Raw genomic sequence first — 16,896 nt, 5'->3', positions numbered from 1 at the left:
TAACAAAGTGTGGCTGGGCCGGCCAGGGCGAGCAAGGGCATCCAGGCGAGCAAGTCAAGGGCGGTCTGGACGATCTCCAGCCAGATCTGATTCTGTGCGGCGTCGTGCAGGGGTAGGTTGCGTAGGCCGGTGGCGCGGGCGGCGCGAATGCGGTCCTCGGCCCGGGCCCGCTGCCGGTGGCGTAGTTCGGGGGTGGCGATTGCCTCGCCCGCTGTGTTGGTGGCGAAGCAGGTCAACCGCATGCCGTCGGCGTCGGTGAAGTGCAGTTGGGCGCCGGGGTGTGGCCGTTCCTTGCGGACGATCAGCCGCATCCCTTTCGGCGAGCCCGTCAGGTAGTCGCCGGCGAGTTCGGCGGCCCAGGCGCCGTCGCGGATCTCGCCATCAGGTTCCACGGCCGGTGTCCAAGCCGAGGCCGGGACCTTCAGCACGGTCTGGTGAATGGTGTCGGTGATGATCATGGCGACCGAGTACGACAGCCACCGGCCCCGCGCCGCGAGCCAGTTGACGAACTCGTAAGTACTGCCGCCGGAGTTGGTGCGGATCAGTGTGCGGCGCCCGCGCCGGAACCTCAGTGGGCCGTACTCCACCTCGGTGCACGACCATCCCCCTTCTCAAGGGCGTCCAACCACAAGTTGATTCGATGTGCTGAGCCTCAGCCCGCGCTCAGTTCTTCACGCGCTGCGATGACGAAACGCTCGCGCGCAGCATCAACCTGCACCTGGGCCGCTTCCGCATGATCTTCGACGCTGCGCCAGTCCCGCCGGGACCTGCTGTATATGTCAATGAGTGCACGGGAGTGCTCGGGGCTGAGGCCAGAGCAAGCGTTCAAGGCGGCTTGTGCAGCGTTCCGGGCGTCGTCGATGGCCTCCCATTGTTCGTTAGTCAGTGACCGCTCCCACTGATCATCAGGGATGCCATCCCATAGGCGACCAAGCGCGTGAAGCGAGTCATCGGCGTCGTGGGCAGGATGATGACATCCGCCACCGTCGAGGGTAGGGACGATGGTCCGTTCCTGATCCAACAGGTCGTCAAAGGCGTGGGTAGCCCGGTGTAGAGGGGCCATCTCTGTTAGTTGTCCAGCCCGTCGTGTCACCGCTTCATAGAGAGCCTGAGCGTTGCTGACCATCCCCGAAGGACCTTCCAGCTCAACGATGGCGAATGCTTCGGCGAGGGCATCATGAGCCTGGTCCAGAGCTCGCGCGGCCTCCAGGGCGCGCTCCTCGTCGCGTAGTTCGTGGAGCTCTACCGCGGCACCGTCGTAGCGCGAGGCGGCGAGTAGGAACGCTGCCCAGGTGTCTCGGCGGAGGTTGCTACGCCAATGTCGGTGATCCGTGCGAGCCTGCTCGCGTACAGCGTCGAGCGCCGCCTGGTAGGCGGACTGAGCTTGCTCCTGTGCCGCCACAAGCGCACTTCGCGCTTGATCTCGCCCCGCTTCTGCTGCGGCTTTGGCTTGCCTTGATGCACCCCACCAAGCAAGGACCCCGACAACGACGGTAGTCGGAACAGCGGCTATCGCACCGATGCCTTGCAGATCCATCTGCGTATGGAGTCCCTCCCCGTGTGGGCGTCCGCTATCGACACCACCTTCCCACGGGACTCTGACACGCCGGCCGGTTTCTGGGCCATGCTCGGTGCCCGGAGCGTTCGGCGTAGACCCATATGTGCCGATTAGTCGACTTTTGTTCGCACCCAAGACGGATCGCGCCGGCGACCGAACGCTGGTTCTAGATCACTTTCAGTGCCGGAGCCATGGAGCCCTGTTGGTTTCCAATCCTGCCGCACTCGACCTGGGGCTCTGTTTGCACAAGATGACTGGATCGATCGCGGAGGCCAATCGCTTCTGCCGCGAATGCGGGATCCTCCATCACCCGGAGATGAACACCTTTCGGCGTCTGTATGGGCCTGCGGATTGATCGTTCCTGCGGTGAATGTTCGCGCCCATCCGAGTGAGTGGGCGTCCAGTCGCGCTCCGGGGCGCGATGCGGGACCGCTACACCGTGAATGTGATCAGGAACTTTCTGCGCGCCCTGCCCGCGCTCGCTCTGACCGTGCTCCCACTGGCCAGTCCCGCCTCCGCCACCCCCAACCTTGCAGCCGTTCCGCCCGCAGCAACAGACATCCCCCTGTTCCAGGCACTGGCCCGGGTCGAAGAGGCTGAGGAAGGGCCGCGCGACGGCTACAGCCGCGATCAGTTCAAGCACTGGAACAAAGGCCTGAACCCCACCGACGGCTGCGACACCCGCAAGGAGGTCATCCTTGCCGAGGCACTGGAGGCTCCATCTGTCGGAGCAAGATGCGCGCTGACAGGCGGCCGGTGGTGGTCGGAGTACGACCAGGTATGGGTCACCTCGGCATCGTCCCTCGATGTCGATCACATGGTTCCACTCGCAGAAGCCTGGGACTCCGGGGCGGCGGCCTGGACGGCGGCGCGGCGTGAGGCTTACGCCAACGATCAGGGTGCGCCGAACAGCTTGATCGCAGTTTCCGGCAGCTCCAACCGGTCAAAGGCCGACAAGGATCCAGCGGACTGGCTCCCCGTGCCGGCAGACCAGTGCAAGTACGCCGCAGACTGGATGGCGGACAAGCTCCGCTGGAGGCTGTCGGCAGACGCTGCCGAGCGGGACGCGCTGACGCAACTCGCCGAGGCCTGCCCGGCCGCAACCGTCACCTACGAGCAGGTCCCGTAGGTGTTCTGGGACACCCCGTCCGGTCGCGAGCCGGACGGGGAAACCGCCGCCGCCGTGTGTTCTCAGCGGCGGCGTACGGCTCCGTCGGAGAACCAGCGGGCCAGGGAGGCGGCCAGGCGAGCCCCGGTCGGCGTTTCCTTCCCAGTGGCTCCGTGCTAGCTCGCTGTCCTGTCCACAGGAGGGACTGCGGGGACTGGCGCGGCACGCGCAGCAGCGTGCTGAGTGTGGCCATATTGTTGTTGGGCTCCACGGAGACGGTCGCGGCTACCTCCAACTCGCGAAGCCGGTGCCAGAATCTCGGTTGGATGGCCGCGCGTGTGGCCAGTCTCTTGGGGCGTGTCACCCAACTCGGTAAATTCAGCACCTCGGCTGCCGATTCAGTCATCAGCCATGGAATCTTCCCCCGACGGATCCAGGTACCACAGGTACTCCTCGACGTCTGTGAGTAGTCGACCACCGTCCTCGTCCACCAGCGGGATGCGATGTGGTACGCCCGCCGCTTCCATCTCGTGGCTCTTCAAAGTGAACTGGCACACGAGACAGCTGAGGCTCTCGGGCTGCGACTCCCCGGGCTCGCCCCGCCTGATAAGAACAGGAGGACCCGCCACGATGGCGGCGGGGTGTCCGCAGGCAGGGCACTTCCAGGGGATACAGACTTGGGGGCCATACTTCTGGGAGCTGTGAAGGCCATAGGGCAATTGCGACTGTGTCACCGCTGCGTAGCTGTCCAGAGTCTCGGACGGCAGGCCCGCGAACCGCTTCTTGAGTAGGCGCCGCGCCTGCTCCATGCGCCGTGCGACGTCTCGCTCAACCTTCTCGTGTGCATCGCTGAGCGTGATCGAAACGACGGTGGACCAGGAGCCCCAGTAGTGCCCTTGGTCCTGTTCCAAGTGATCCAGTAGCTGGCTGGTTACTCGGCAGAAAACGGTGAGGCCGTCGAAGGCTTCGTCGGCCGACGCCATCAGGTGAGCTACGCCGTTCCGCAGCTCGATCAGCTCATCCAGATCCGGATCTCGCTGCGGCAGCACAGCCATGTCCCTGAGGCGGACGATGGCCTGCCCCGCACCAATTGTCCTGAGCTTGGCTGCCTTGCGGACACCGGTGAGATGAAAGAGGGTGTCGTCCTTTCCCTTCAACTCCATCAGGAGGAAGGGGCTCTTTCGTACGAGGGTGGCCTTGGCCAGCCGTTCGATGCTCACCCCAGCATGGAGGAGGAAGACCTCCTCCTGCCGCTTGCTGTGCGCCTCCAGCGCCGACCACGCGAAGTCGCGAGCGCCGCGCAGCAGAGTCTCGTACGAGAGCGAATCCTCCATACACGTAACGTAGTTGCCCCCGCACTACAGGGCGATCGAATTCAAGAGAGCCAACCCCCTGCGTCCTAGGGGAGTTGGCGCGCACCGGTGCGAGCCCTTCATGCCGGCGCCTTCGAAGGCTGCCATGAGGTGTGTTCTCCTCAGCATGGCGGCCCCCAAAAACGTGGGTTGGACGTGAAAGCTCCGTAAGTTCGCTCAGAGTGGCCGTACCGTCGGGCAGTATGGACCACCATGCGACTGAGCTCAGCCACCCCCGAGGCCTACGCTGCCGAACCGGCCAGCAGGCTGCGGCAGATCGCCTCTACAGCACACGCCGAGATCAAGGGTCGCCGCGGTTTGCTCGCCGGGATTGTGGCCATGGATGGTGATCTGCCGACCGAGCTGGTGAGTCAGCTGATTGCCGCGCAGCAGTGGCACCAGGTGTGGCGATGTGTGTCTGACCGTGTTGACGACGTGAGCGTGCTTGTTGGCACTGTGTACGAGCAGATCAACGAAGCTCCCGACGGGTTCTTGGTGCTGGTCGCCCGCGACCTGCGCGCTCAGTTCAGTCAGGAGTTGCACGCCGGTCCCAAGAGTCCACGGCCGCGGTCTGGTGTTGACCAGGAGTTCGCATACCAGTGGCAGGCTGCGCAAGCCCGCTACCTGGCGGAGACTTGCTTCCTGGACGACGTACCCACAGTGGGAAGTCTCGGGGAAGACGCCTCATGATGAACCGTCATATGAACTGCTAGGAATGGCGAGCCGTCAGTTCGATTCATGTCCGCGTCTGATCTGTTGGTACAACGGCCTGGAGGAGCTCAAATCGCCCCAGCCGAAGCGGTACCCACCACTACACTCGGCCGCATGGACGCCACGCCATGGGACGGTGCCAGAGTCCGGGACGCCCTTCAGCCATGGGCAGTAGAACGCCGGGACCAACTGGCCGACGCCGCCCGGGATGGCGACTGGGAAACTGTGTTCCAGATCCTCGACGACGACCCAGCCTTGATCAACTCCACACGCCTTGAAGGTCGAAGCCAGTACACGCCTCTGCACCAGGCCGCGTGGCACGGCGCCCTCACCGAGACCGTGGAACGTCTTCTTGCCTACGGTGCTTGGCGAACCCTCCGGACCAGCGCCGGAAAACGCCCCATCGACATTTCCGAGGAGCGCGGGCACCAACACCTCGCACGCGTCTTGCGCCCCGTGGTGAAGCATTCCGTTCCCCAAGATGTACTCGCCATCCTCCAGCGGAACGTGTACGAACTGATCGCCGGATACGACACGAACGCCCATCAGATGCGGCACATGCCAGAGCTTGAGGTTCTGACTGAGCTCGACCGGCCCGCGTACTGGTTCCGAGTCACAGGCGGGGGCTTCCTCATCGTGCTGCGCGGCTTCGAACTGGTCGTCGATGCCGTGAGTCCTATGGACTACGACTCGGGGGCGAGGTACCGCGTCACTGCCGACGGCATCTTCTTCTCGTCAGGGGAGCCGTGGACACCAACGGCGTAGACCCGACCGGGGGCGGCAAGGCGAAAAGGGCTACGGCCACACCACCTGTCCGGGCTCGAACGGGCCATACGAGTTGCTGAGCTTGGTGCGATGAGCCGAGCAGATCCCAACTAGGCCCAAATTGGTCAGAGATTCATCGAGGCGCGCCAGGTCGTCAGCACGCACGAGTGGGTGTTCGAGCAGTGCGCTGACTGCTGTTCTGGAAAGCGGCGAGGTCCAAACTGGCCAGATGAGAGCAGGTAAGGGCCCGGAGGAGTCCCATGCAGTTGTGGCGCTGGTCATGGCGTCGCCGGTGAGACGAAAGACGGCAAACGCATGCAGCGCGAGCCAGGTCGCCCCTGGGACACCTTGTTGTGAAGGCTTGCCGTCGCCGGTGGTAGCCGCGTCGCCGGTTGACCGATAGTCGAGGTTCGCACCGGTGTAATCCGGCACTCGTATCCATCCTGTGAGCGCCGCACCGACGTGGGCGCCGTCACGGCGGCACTGTTCCGCTGCCTTGACCCAGTTGTTCGCCAGGGTCATCTGGCCGGACGCCGCGAAGAGGGGAGTCGATTCCGTATACCAGGTGGGGCCTTGAGTGGGCACAGGACTGGGTGCTGCGGTGACACCCTGCTGTTTCTGTTGTTGGTCTTTGGCCTTTTTGGCGGGAGCGACACAGAACTGGTTCACCAGCGCTGCGAACCATCGCGCGCGGGGGTCGTCGGCGAGACGCTCCGCTGCTGCGAAATCACGGAGCAACCGGTGTGCCTGTTCGACGGGCATGCGCAGGGCGTCGTTGGGTGCCCCGAGGTTGGTGTCGCGTGGCAGTCCAAGGATGCCGGGAGCCGCGGGCAGGGGCTCCTTGGCCGGTTCGGTCGGAAGAAATCCGGCCAGGAGTTCAGCCAACTGGTTGAGGGATAGCGGCTGCTCGGTGTGTAGCACTGCTGGCGCTGCGAGTCCGCGCCAGGACAGGCGGACTGCCTGGTCGAGGGCCGCATCTACGAGTTCCAGTATGCCAAGAGCGGCGAGGAATCCGAGCGGGTCGCTGCTGTTGAGAGCCGGGAGCTCTAGTTGGTGCGTGTTCAACTGCCCTCCTCGGAGACGGACATGTCGGCGAGCCGCACGATGCTCTCCAGCATTGCCGTGCCCCACGGGCCGTATTGGTCCGTCAGGGTGGCAAAGCGGTCGGGGCCGCCCCAGTCGACTCCCATGGCTGCGCTGCTTAGGGTGATCTGCTGCCCGTCGGGCATGGTGCACTCGACTTCGACGGGATCTGGATCAGCGACCGGCGGAAGCAAGGGGCGGCCACGGCCGTGGTGGGCCGCGACGAGGTGGATGATCAGGTTCTTGTCCAGCCCGGTGGCCATCTGAGGCTCGTTGTTCAGCCAGTGCTGGACGGCTGCAGCGCTGAGGGCCTCGTGGCGCAGGCCTGGACTCCAGTCGGCCAAGCGTGCGGCGGTCCGGCGCCCAGCGAGGTCAGCGGGGTCCAGGCCGGACTTTGCGAGCGGTTCGGGCAGGGCTTCGGCGAGCAGGGCGTCGCCTCCGCACAGCATGGTCTGGAATCGAGGGTGCTGCTTGCCGCAGTCGTGGGCCTGTCCGGCGATCGCCGTTGCGGCAATGGCTGGGTGAGGCAGGCCGGCGCGCTGAGCGAAGCTGGCCGCGCGGGCCCCGACAGCCTTGCCGTGCTGAGCCAGCCCGACAGGCCGGGTCAGCGAACTGGAGTCTGCCTCTTCGTCGCTCACTCCTGGGACGCGCTCCAGAAGGCCGCTCCGGGTGCGTGGAGGGATCAGCAGCAGGCGCAGGTCGTCGGCTGTGTCGCCTATCACTACATGTCCGACTCCGCGGCGAGTCGACGTAGACGTGTCCCACTGAGCGACGCCGCCCCGCAGGAGCACGAGTCGGCCGAGCAGGTACTGCGTGAAGCGATCGGTCCCGGTTGGTTCCGGAAGATCTGTGGGCAGCAAGTCGATGACAGCGGTGAGCAGATCGCGCACGACCTCAGTGGCGGGTTCCTGGTCGTCACCGGACTGCAGACGTCCGATTGCGCTACCAATAAGTGCGCGCAGCGTGGCCGCCTGGTCCGCTTGGCCTGTCAGGCTTGTGATGACTTCAGCGTCCAAACGGGTCGCTGCGATTGCCCCGCCAAGCAAGAAGTCGCCGAGATCCGGAACGACTACCGTGCTCGCGGCGCCCGTCCAACCGAATGCATCGTGGCCACCGACTGCGGAGGGAAGGACAACAGTGCAACCAGGCCGGATGTCGCCGGGAGAAAGAGCTGGGGTCCAGTCGCCCGGCCCGTTTAAGCGCAGAGCGGGCAGCAGCTGAGACCATGCCAGACTTCGCTTGCTTGGGGCTTGCTCGGGGTCGGGGGCACCTTCAAGGTCTCCACAGGCGTCGGCCTCGGCCTGACGTGTCAGGAATCGGCGCAGGCGGCGGACAGGCACCGTAACGGTCTCACCAGCGTGAGGCGGGGTTTGGGCCAGCCGCGATGCCCACACCTCCCAGGGAGGCGTGATGCCATCCTCCCAAGGAAGATCGGCTCTCCAGACCACCTGCACGTCTGCAGGGGAGGTATCCAGACCATGGAGGAATGGGGCCGGAACCTGATCGGGCACCGGAGCGGGGTCGGTGCGAGCCCACGAGTCGAGCACGGTCCGGTGCACAACTGGGATACGCGGGCTCGGCGCGGTCAACGCCGAGAGATCGATGTCGGTCCGCAGTTTGGGGAGAGTGGAAGGGTTGAGAAGCAGGCCATTGGCCAGTGCTAGCTGCAGCTCTTCCGTAGCCCCAGGCCGGTCAAGGACGAGGGTGTGGGAGGCGAGCCAGTCCCAGGTGTAGGCGGCGGCTTCTCCGTAGACGGGGATGGTCCGGGTGTCGTCAGGCGCATGAGTCCTGACGACAACGGCCGGGGCCAGGGCGAGATCGCCGGTGCGGTCCAAGCGGCCTAGACGTTGGAGTACGGCATCCCATGCGGCGGCCTCGATGCACATGCCGGCCACGCTGACATCGAGGCCAACTTCGATGGTCTGGGTTGCCACGACGACCAGCGGCCTGGGCCGGTCGGGGGCAACTCCGTTCAGCAGTTCCGAAAGGGGCCCATCAACGAGGTTGGACCGCTCCGTGTCTCGGCAGCGCCCAGTGAGCAACAGCACGTCCAGGTCGTCGCGGGCTGACAGCGTTTGAAAGGCGGCGCGGGCCGACGCGATGGTGTTGGCAACGACGGCCATCACGGGGCGTTCGATGATGGGCAGCAGAGCGTCCACTGCGGCGCTGGCCCCGTGGGCGAACGCTTCGGTGGAGGTCTTGGCCCATGCGGACACGTCGAGCAAGGTCACGTGGCGATTGGCATGCAGTCGTCTTCCTGCCACCGGATGGCCGCGGTCTTCTGGGCCGACTCCCAAACGCGGTCGACCTGAGTCGTCGGCTGTGGCGGAAAGGCTGACGACCTTCAGCGCACGGGCAGCGAAATACGGATCGGTGGCGGTGGCCTGGTAGGCGGCGCAGTCACGGGCTGTGGTGAGCAGTGCCTGCGACAGGTGTGCTTCGTCGAGAGCCAGCAGTGCATCGAAGCCGGTCAGAGCGGCATCAATGGGGCGCATCCGTGGCGTGGTGTGATAGCCGCGGAACAACAGTCGGCTGCCGTACTGGTCCACCGTGCTGACCACCACGGCCGGCTGCGCGGGGCTGCGCAACCAACGGGCCGCCCAGTCCACACCGCCGCGCATCCGCACCACGCTGAGCGGCTCGTCGGCCCCGCCCAACTGCGACAGCGCGGCGGCGACGCGTTCGCACACGCTCCCTGGCTCGGCCTCCCTGAGAACGTCAGCCAGGCGCTCGGCGTGCTCGTGGGCCTGGTCGACCACCAGACGACGATCCACGGCGAAGAAGAGGCGTAGCGGTATCGTGCGGTCGCTGCCCTGGGCGGCCTGCCAGGCCAGGAGGAAGACCCAGATGTCGATCAAAGAAGTCTTGCCCAACGCGGTGGGTACATCCAGGTCTGGCCAGTCCGCTCCAGCGGCGACCGCCCGCATATATGCCTCCTGCCAGGGAAATGGCAGGTAGCCGAAGGCTTCGTGCACGAAGGCGGGGAACTCGTCGAGACCGATTGGGTCGCTCATGAGGCGATCTCCGTCCTGGCAGGGCCGGGCAGGCACAGGCCCAGGCCGAAGGTCTTCTTGCTCCCCAGCACTACCGGCCCGTCCAGCGGTCGCGCGAAGTGCAGCCGTACATGGCAGCTCGGCAGCGGCGGTTCGCCCGCCTTACGGCGCAGCTGGTGGCCGGCGAAATCCCGTGTGCCTGGCAGTAGTCCCCCTCGGCGGACCACCTCGACGTGCTCCGGGACCGGTAGTCCGGCCATACGGCAACTCTTTACCACCGAGTCGTCCAGCCCCCGGCCGCCGCGCTTGGGAAAGTGGTCGAGGACCATCGGTAGCGCCGTGGTCCAGATGCGTGACGGCCTCGTCCAGTTGTGGGGTTGCACTGTCTTCAGCATGGATGCCGTCGGCTTGACGTACGACAGGTTCAGCGGAGCACCCATCTTGGGCACGGTCAACTTGCGCAGGCCACCGTCGAAGTGGAGCAAAATGCCGAGCAGAGCTCGCCTGTGCAGCACTGGGAGGTCGTGCGGCAGGGCGATGGCCACGCCTCGCAGCATGCCGTCAGCGTGCGTGTGCCCGACGAACGGCAATCCCAGGTAGGCGCACAACCGGCCCTGATCGTTCTTGTCCTTGTGCCCATGTACCTGTGGCATCGCACGCACGTCGTGGCCGGCTTTCTCCAACCTGCTCATCACCGCAGCCCGAAGCGCGGCCGTGACCGCGAGGGTGTAGCCGGGATCCACTGCAATACCCGGTGAGAAGGCGAACGTCACCAAGTCCCTGTAGGGTCCTCGGTCCTGTCCCGACTCCGTGGGAGACTCACTGCTGCGCACTCGGTAGCGCAGCGATTGGGCATGCTGCCAGGCTGGCTGCTGGGCTTCGAAGGCGGCACGCAACCGCTGCAGGTATCCCGGATAAGGCACTCGCAGCGTGCTTCCCACCTTCACCGGATCGTCCGGCTGGAGTGGCTGCCACTCCTTGAAGTCCGCGTCCCCTTCGCCCTGGTCCTCATGTGCAGGCGAAGTCTGGGTGCCGAGCAGAGCGTGACCCGTGGCACGCCCGAAATACGGCACTCGGGTAGCGATGGCTTCCAGCACCGTCCGCACACTCGGCGGCGGCTCCACTTCCCACACGAACGCCACTTCAGGGTGCCGAAGTACACGCTGCGGCCAGCTCTTCGGGGAGCCGCCGTTTGTCCGGCCCGGCAACGCGGCATGACCGGGCTCCTTCGCCACCGCATTCGTCGGCACCCAGGCGTTCCGTGCGGTCACCGCCTCTGTTGTCTGCGCCGGTACTCGGATCCACGGAGCAGGCTGACACTCCAGCCAACGCAAAGCCGCCTCTTCCACCGGATCATCAAGATCAGCGACGGACACCAGGGCACAGAACAACCGAGCAGGGTGCGGTGGCCACTCGGCTCGTCCAGGCTGCGGTCCCGACGCCTGGTACAGCGGCTCCAGTAGGTGAACTCGTACAGTGAACGGCACGACTGCTACTCGCTCTCTGCCTCACCGATGCCGGTCACCTCGAACGACCGGCGGATCGCCTCTTGCAGGCCTGCGGCCGGTTGAAGTTCAACGGGCTTCTTGGGCCAGTCGAGTCCGGCCTGTTCCGCGCGGGTCACCGCGACCTCGAAGAGAGCGCGTGCCTGCTCTGGAGATGCCAGCTCCAGCGATTCCGTAGCCGGGCGGCCGTCCACTCCGCGGCCCACCCACTCGATTCGCTCCGATACGACCATCAGATCGCAGCCAGAACGCAGGTGGAGCGCCGGGGCCGAGAATGCCAACCGATCCCCCAGCAGCGCGATTGCCCCTACAAGTGCCCGCCCTGCCGCGCAGAAGTCTGGGCTGTGATCGCCGAAGCGGAGGCTCGCCAGCTGGGCCATGCTCAGCGTCGCTGTGCGTTGCACAGCCTTGGCCACAACCCCACCGTGTCCCTCGGACGGCGGAATCATTCCGTGCCCCAGCTCAGACAGTTTCGCCTGTGACTTGTCTTTAGTCTTCTTCGCGCCCTCAGTGAACTGCCAGCCGGAGGAGGTCACCTGGACCACCTCACCAGGCAGGTTCAACGGATCCATCCGACCTGCCGCTCGCTTTCCCGCCAGCGGGGCCACCCCGATCATCTCCGAGGAGTACGCGCGGGGGATCTTGACCTGGATCCGGCGCTTGCGGTGTGAGTCCCAAACGCCGTACACCAAGTCGCTGGGCACCCAGCGGAGGTAGGCGCTCACGTCCTTGGCGCTAGCCGACTGCAGTCCAGCGCCCGCTTCGGTCTTGTCGAATGGCTGGTCCTCGGCGTCCATTGCGTCACGGAAGTAGGCATCCCTGGATCGGTGAGGTGCTTCCAAGCTCGTCACCCGCACGCCCACACCAGCCGCCTTCGTACTCAGCGCCAAGTGCGGGATGAAAGTCTCCTCACGCTCGATTGCTGCGAGTAGAGCCGTCTCACATCGATTCGCTTGGGACTGCCGCTGGTCCAGTAGCACGACGTCCGTCTGCTGCCCGTCCACCCAACGCGGCTCCACCAGGTACCCGGCTGCGTCCGTGGCCTTAACCTTCACGGTGGGCGGGAAGATCGGTGAGCCGGAGCCACCTAGCGGCTCATATTCCGCCACCACTCGCACGGCCCCATCCCCCGACTGCAAGCTCGCCGCAGCCCGCAGCCGCTCGTACAACGCCTCCACAACCCCTCCTCGACGCCGAACATTCAGGTAGCAAGGATTGAAGCACCTGTCACTGACAATCCATCATGAGAACGATGAGTAGGTATGGTTCGGTCCTCATAGGTCCCCTGGGGGACATAGGGTGTACTGCAGGCCATTGCCCACCTCGCTGGCATTGGTCCTCCGTATCCCGGACTGCGGCACCATTGCGGCACCTGCTCCCGGAACGCCCGCACGTCCCCCGCCAGTGTCTCCGCAGCCATGGCTGCGGCATCATTGCGGGTACGTCGAGTTCCCGCGCTGCTATAACGCCATGGACGTATCTCCGCAGCCCGCCCGCTGCGGCATCATTGCGGATACCTGATCGGTGACCGGCAGGCCACGCAGGCTGAGCGTCTCCGCGGCTGACGGCTGCGGCACCATGGCGGTTACCGGATGAAAGAACTCGCGAGCCGTAACGCTCCTCTCTCCGCAGCCTGCCGACTGCGGCAACATTGCGGACCTGTCTTGTCGACGGCGATCACCCGCACGTATCGGGTGTCTCCGCAGCCGGCAGTTGCGGACCATGGCAGTAAGTGGATGGGTGGGGGTATCGCGGCTAGTGTCTCCGCAGCTCAGGACTGCGGCACTATTGCGCCAAGCAGGCACTGCAGGGCAGCGTGGACTCCCCGATCGTGTCTCCGCAGCCCCCGGCTGCGGCACTATTGCGGCCAGGCTCGCTACAAGCCGACCGGATTTGCTGGCACGGATTCCTCCGCAGCCCTCGACAGCGGCACCATGACAGCGGTTGGATTGGAACGATCATGCAGAGGCCGAGTCGCTACCTCTCCGCAGTCAGCGGCTGCGGCACCATTGCGGCTTCAGGATCGGCTCGGCGTGCTTGCGATCCAGGAAGGTTTCTCCGCAGCCAAAGCTACGGTTTGTGGCCTGCAGACGTCTCTCCGCGGCCGACAGTTGCGGCACCATTGCGACCCGTTCTGCCGCGCGACGATCTCGTCGCAATCGAGCGCCGCCGCGGCCCACGGCTGCGGCCCCATTGCGGCCATGGTCAGGCCCGCTACGTGCTGGTCGTCCTCGTGACTCCGCAGTCCTGCGGCTGCGGCTCCATTCTGGTTACTTGATCGGTGACCGGCGGGCCATGCAGGCCGAGCGTCTCTGCAGCCTCTGGCAGCAGCACCATTGCGGCTCGGTGAAGTAGACCGGTCGGCCGAGGATGGTGACTGCCTCTCCGCAGCCCACAGCTGCGGCACCGTTGTGGTGGTCTGGGCGCCCAGCTCTATGACCACGAGAACCTAGTGTCCCCCGCAGCTGGCGCTGCTGCATCATTCCGGTATTGCCTAGTAGATGTCGATCATGTCGCCACTCGCGGGCACCTCCGCAGCCTGATGCTGCGGCACCATTGTGGCTGTTCACACCAGTGCCGCTGGTAGTCGGGCCAGAGGCAGCCTCTCCGTAGCCCGCGGCTGCGGCATCATCGCGGTTCCCGTACTGCCGTGTCGAAGGCAAGGTGTACGCCAGTATGTCCGCAGCCACGGTTGCGGCACATGAGGCACGAGCCCCTCAGCCGCATAGATGCCAGCTTTGTAGTATCTCCGTATCTGTAGGCTGCGGCACCGTTGGAGCTACGCGGGGCAGGCTGGGACCAAGAAAGAACCGACCGTCTCTCCGCAGTCCACGGGCTGCGGCACCATTGCGGCCACTTGCGTAGGCACGTTGGGCAGCCGGCCATGCCAGCGCCGCCGCAGCCGACCGCTGCGGCACCATTGCGGCAACTTCAGGCAGTCTTCGGTGGTCAGGCCGACGGCTGTGTCTCCGCAGTCCATGGCTGCGGCACCATTGCGGCACAACCGGCACTACCAAGCTGTCCTCGTGGAAGGATGTCTCCCCGACTCGAAGACTGGCCCCCATTTCGGCCCCTTATAGTCCCGATAATCGCAAGTCGCCCATCTGTCATCTCCGCAGCCCACAGCTGCGGCACCATTGGGGCAACACGCCGTTCAGCGTCATGCTGCCGTCGGCGAGGAGCGTCTCCGCAGCCAGCTGGCTGCGGCACCATTCCGGCCCGTAGTCGTTGAGCGGGATCGTGACCGTTTTGGGGCATCTCCGCAGCAACGGCTGGGGCGGCATCATTGCGACTCGATGACGGCGAAGTCGATGTCCGCCTGGGTGTTCTTGTCTCCGCAGCCCACAGCCGCGGCACCATGATGGCGACTATGCGGCAAACGAGGTTGTGTTCTCCGAACACCGTCTCCGCAGCGCGAGGCTGTGGCACCATTTCGGCACGGCCGAAGGTGCTTCGAAGGTCATCAAGGCGTCAGCATGTCCCCGCAGCCTACGGCTGCGGCACCACTGCGGCTACAGGACTGGAACGGCGGTCTGGCAGACGCTAACCGGGCCTCTCCGTAGTGCACGCTGCGGCACCATCCCGGCACGCCGTCCTGGGGGCCACCGACATCGGTCCAGGGGTGTCTCCGCATCCCGGGATGCGGCCACATGACGGCCATCAGGTCCAGTTGGAGCGGGCCTACCCCACTACTAACCTTTCCGCAACGTGCGGTTTGCGGCACCATTGCGGCGACGGTCCGACCACGACGCCCCGGGACATCACCGCCCGCCTCTCCGTAGCACCGGCTGCGGCACCATTGCGGTTACGGCGAGGACATGATCGGCCCGGCCCCGCTACCCCTGAGGCACCTCCGCAGCCTGACGCTGCAGAATATTTCCGATCCGTCCGCCGTCCGACTGTCAGTGCCTCCTCGTACGATCCCCGTGATCGGCTAGAGAGGGGACGGGAGGTGTGATGGACAAGATCCGTCGCGGTGAGAGGGGCGAGCAGAAGACCTGGCAGTGGCTCATGGTCCTGACGGCGCAGCGGGGCCTGTGTGTCTACTGCGGTCGTTCCGCCGCTACCACGATTGACCATGAGAGGCCCATCGTCGCCGCCGGAGCGGACGTCTGGTGGAATTTCGTTCCAGCTTGTGAAGACTGCAATCGCTGGAAGAAAGGCCGTACTGCGAGGCGGTGGGTGGCCGACATGGATCTGCATCACAGGTATCCGGAGGCGGGCTTCGCGACCCGAGGTATGCCCCCCAGGGTGTACGCCGGCATCACAAGACGTGTGGAACGCGTACAGCGAGAGATCGCCGACATGGACCGGCGCGAGTGGTTCCAACTGCACTACGGGGACGAGAAGCACCGGAACAAGGCCGAGCTGTTCGACATCCTCGATCGTTGCAAGGCGAGGTTGCGAGGGTACCCCCACTATCCCTGGCGCACGCCGAAGCTAGGGACTTCGCGAGTGGTCTGTACGCGCTTGATCTGCTGCGGTTACCAGCATCCGAAGGCGAAGCATTTGGTGGCCTTCCTGGAAACCGAGGAGCGCGCCGCCTTCAAGCGAGCTGTGTTCAACGAGCGCATGCATGAGGGCGACGTGCTCGGCCGGCTCATCCGTGAGTACCTCGCGGCCAGAGAGCGCGACCGCGATAACGTGGCGTAGTCGTCCGGGCCAATGAAGGGCCCTATCCTCTGCCAGCGCGCTGCCCGCTGCCCGCTGCAGAAAAGAATTAGGGGGCCATCAGTCGGAGCCCGGCATCGGACCTCGCTGGACGTGCGCAGGGGACGGTCACAGGTATCCGGCTGCCTTGGAGCGCTCACGGCGGACAGTGGCGCCGACGGAGTACAGATTGGCGTCGGGGCGAACCTGGAGGATGTTCGCGACAGCCACGGAGTTGCTGACACCGGAGCGCAGCTGTTCGCGAGCGAGGTGCGCGATGCTCGGGGTTGTTTCGGAGTGTTCGCGGGTGTTGGAGCTGTTCAGGGGCACATCGGTCGGCCGCTGGGGTTCCTCGTTCCCATCCTGTTCGGTGACGATGTTCGGCTGTTCGGCAGCCGTGTTCGCCGGAGACGCAAACACCCTGTGTGGCGAGCCGGAGAGGTAGGTGTGGATCTGCTCGGCGGCGAGGCTTTCCACGGCAGCCCGGTCCTCCGCACGCGCAACCTGGCGGCGGACATCCGCGACGGCGAGAGCGGCGTTCGCCCGGGACATCTCCTGCTGTACCCACGCGGCGTCGGCCTCAGACAGATCCCGGTCGATGAAGCGCATGACCCCGAACCAGAGGGTCTTCGCGAACAGGCTCACCCCGGCTCCGACGACACCGAGGGCCGGGCTGCCCAGGGACAGGCCGTGCCAGAGAATCGCACCCATGGTCGCAGCCAGCAATGCCCAGCTGAGACGCTTGGAGAAGCTGCGCTTGGCGGGGGCAAGGCGGCTCAGCCACTCCAGGAGGATGTTGACGATCCAGGCCAAGTCGAAGACCACTGCGGCGGCGAACCCGATCCCACGCCCTAGCAGGACGCCGATGCTGTAGGTGGACCAGATGACGGAGACCAGTGTGAGAGCGAGGACCAGGCTCGCGGCGGCCCGCAGGGCAATCCGGTCCCAGTCGCGGGGCAGGACAGGGACGGTGACTGAGTGGCGCTCGGGGACATCGTGGGTCACACCGTCGATGGTGTGCGGCACATGGCGGACGTGCGTCTCAGTCCGAAACTTCACGAGAGTCCTCACTTGAGCTCGGTGCGATGCCGGCCAGAGTCAGATGTGCGCTGGCGTGACACCGGCTTGCGGCCGCAGGTCATGCCCAGTGGGGGAGTCCAGCGCCGCAGCC

General features: G+C 65.5%; 11 protein-coding genes and 1 pseudogene. 4 read left to right on the top strand and 8 right to left on the bottom strand.

Features of this window, described 5'->3' with window-relative positions:
• Positions 1-5: 5 nt before the first annotated feature.
• A pseudogene (locus ACFPIH_RS49770) lies at positions 6-575 on the bottom strand (transposase); the annotation flags it as partial.
• A gap of 77 nt (positions 576-652) precedes the next feature.
• Positions 653-1,537, bottom strand: coding sequence for a hypothetical protein (locus ACFPIH_RS49765; RefSeq protein WP_385879075.1), 885 nt, complete (start codon positions 1,535-1,537; stop codon positions 653-655).
• Positions 1,538-1,979: 442 nt separating this feature from the next.
• On the opposite strand from ACFPIH_RS49765, the gene ACFPIH_RS49760 reads away from it, so the two are divergent.
• Entirely contained in the window at positions 1,980-2,687 is a 708-nt protein-coding gene (locus tag ACFPIH_RS49760; RefSeq protein ID WP_381185806.1) for an HNH endonuclease family protein, read from the top strand.
• 377 nt (positions 2,688-3,064) lie between these two features.
• Here the strand turns inward: ACFPIH_RS49760 and ACFPIH_RS49755 are convergent, their stop codons facing one another.
• Positions 3,065-4,000 (bottom strand): hypothetical protein, encoded by a 936-nt coding sequence (locus ACFPIH_RS49755; protein WP_381185808.1) that lies wholly within the window; start codon positions 3,998-4,000, stop codon positions 3,065-3,067.
• Positions 4,001-4,231: 231 nt separating this feature from the next.
• On the opposite strand from ACFPIH_RS49755, the gene ACFPIH_RS49750 reads away from it, so the two are divergent.
• Positions 4,232-4,708 carry a hypothetical protein gene (locus ACFPIH_RS49750; RefSeq protein WP_381185811.1) on the top strand — a complete coding sequence of 159 codons (477 nt, stop codon included), beginning with the start codon at positions 4,232-4,234 and terminating at the stop codon, positions 4,706-4,708.
• Positions 4,709-4,843: 135 nt separating this feature from the next.
• Positions 4,844-5,494: an ankyrin repeat domain-containing protein gene (locus tag ACFPIH_RS49745; RefSeq protein ID WP_381185813.1), complete on the top strand. Its 651-nt coding sequence runs from the start codon at positions 4,844-4,846 to the stop codon at positions 5,492-5,494.
• A gap of 30 nt (positions 5,495-5,524) precedes the next feature.
• Here the strand turns inward: ACFPIH_RS49745 and ACFPIH_RS49740 are convergent, their stop codons facing one another.
• The 4 genes from ACFPIH_RS49740 to cas7g are packed head-to-tail and all read right to left on the bottom strand — an operon-like array spanning position 5,525 to position 12,184.
• Positions 5,525-6,559 (bottom strand): type I-G CRISPR-associated protein, Cas3-extension family, encoded by a 1,035-nt coding sequence (locus ACFPIH_RS49740; protein WP_381185816.1) that lies wholly within the window; start codon positions 6,557-6,559, stop codon positions 5,525-5,527.
• A complete protein-coding gene (gene cas3g, locus ACFPIH_RS49735) occupies positions 6,556-9,591 on the bottom strand; it encodes a type I-G CRISPR-associated helicase/endonuclease Cas3g (protein WP_381185819.1) in 3,036 nt (1,011 codons plus the stop codon). The genes ACFPIH_RS49740 and cas3g overlap by 4 nt, the downstream gene beginning before the upstream one ends.
• Positions 9,588-11,057, bottom strand: a complete 1,470-nt coding sequence (csb2, locus tag ACFPIH_RS49730) for a type I-G CRISPR-associated protein Csb2 (RefSeq protein WP_381185822.1) — start codon at positions 11,055-11,057, stop codon at positions 9,588-9,590. Before csb2 ends, cas3g begins: the two co-directional genes overlap by 4 nt.
• A 5-nt stretch (positions 11,058-11,062) precedes the next feature.
• Positions 11,063-12,184 carry a type I-G CRISPR-associated RAMP protein Csb1/Cas7g gene (gene cas7g, locus ACFPIH_RS49725; protein ID WP_385879082.1) on the bottom strand — a complete coding sequence of 374 codons (1,122 nt, stop codon included), beginning with the start codon at positions 12,182-12,184 and terminating at the stop codon, positions 11,063-11,065.
• Between the two features lie 2,848 nt (positions 12,185-15,032).
• Between cas7g and ACFPIH_RS49720 the strand changes: the two genes are divergently transcribed.
• Positions 15,033-15,728: an HNH endonuclease gene (locus ACFPIH_RS49720; protein WP_381185828.1), complete on the top strand. Its 696-nt coding sequence runs from the start codon at positions 15,033-15,035 to the stop codon at positions 15,726-15,728.
• A gap of 126 nt (positions 15,729-15,854) precedes the next feature.
• On the opposite strand, the gene ACFPIH_RS49715 is transcribed toward ACFPIH_RS49720, so the two are convergent.
• Entirely contained in the window at positions 15,855-16,784 is a 930-nt protein-coding gene (locus ACFPIH_RS49715; RefSeq protein WP_381185830.1) for a hypothetical protein, read from the bottom strand.
• Positions 16,785-16,896: the final 112 nt, after the last annotated feature.

This window comes from Streptomyces vulcanius, from assembly GCF_042653945.1.
GTDB classification, from domain to species: domain Bacteria; phylum Actinomycetota; class Actinomycetes; order Streptomycetales; family Streptomycetaceae; genus Streptomyces; species Streptomyces mangrovi.
Note: the sequence above shows the minus strand (reverse complement) of the source record. Positions and strands in the feature narration are given on the sequence as shown.

Coding starts and splice junctions, on each gene's coding strand:
- ACFPIH_RS49765 (WP_385879075.1), bottom strand. CDS start 1,537: ATGGATCTGCAAGGCATCGGTGCGATAGCCGCTGTTCCGACTACCGTC.
- ACFPIH_RS49760 (WP_381185806.1), top strand. CDS start 1,980: ATGCGGGACCGCTACACCGTGAATGTGATCAGGAACTTTCTGCGCGCC.
- ACFPIH_RS49755 (WP_381185808.1), bottom strand. CDS start 4,000: ATGGAGGATTCGCTCTCGTACGAGACTCTGCTGCGCGGCGCTCGCGAC.
- ACFPIH_RS49750 (WP_381185811.1), top strand. CDS start 4,232: ATGCGACTGAGCTCAGCCACCCCCGAGGCCTACGCTGCCGAACCGGCC.
- ACFPIH_RS49745 (WP_381185813.1), top strand. CDS start 4,844: ATGGACGCCACGCCATGGGACGGTGCCAGAGTCCGGGACGCCCTTCAG.
- cas3g (WP_381185819.1), bottom strand. CDS start 9,591: ATGAGCGACCCAATCGGTCTCGACGAGTTCCCCGCCTTCGTGCACGAA.
- ACFPIH_RS49720 (WP_381185828.1), top strand. CDS start 15,033: ATGGACAAGATCCGTCGCGGTGAGAGGGGCGAGCAGAAGACCTGGCAG.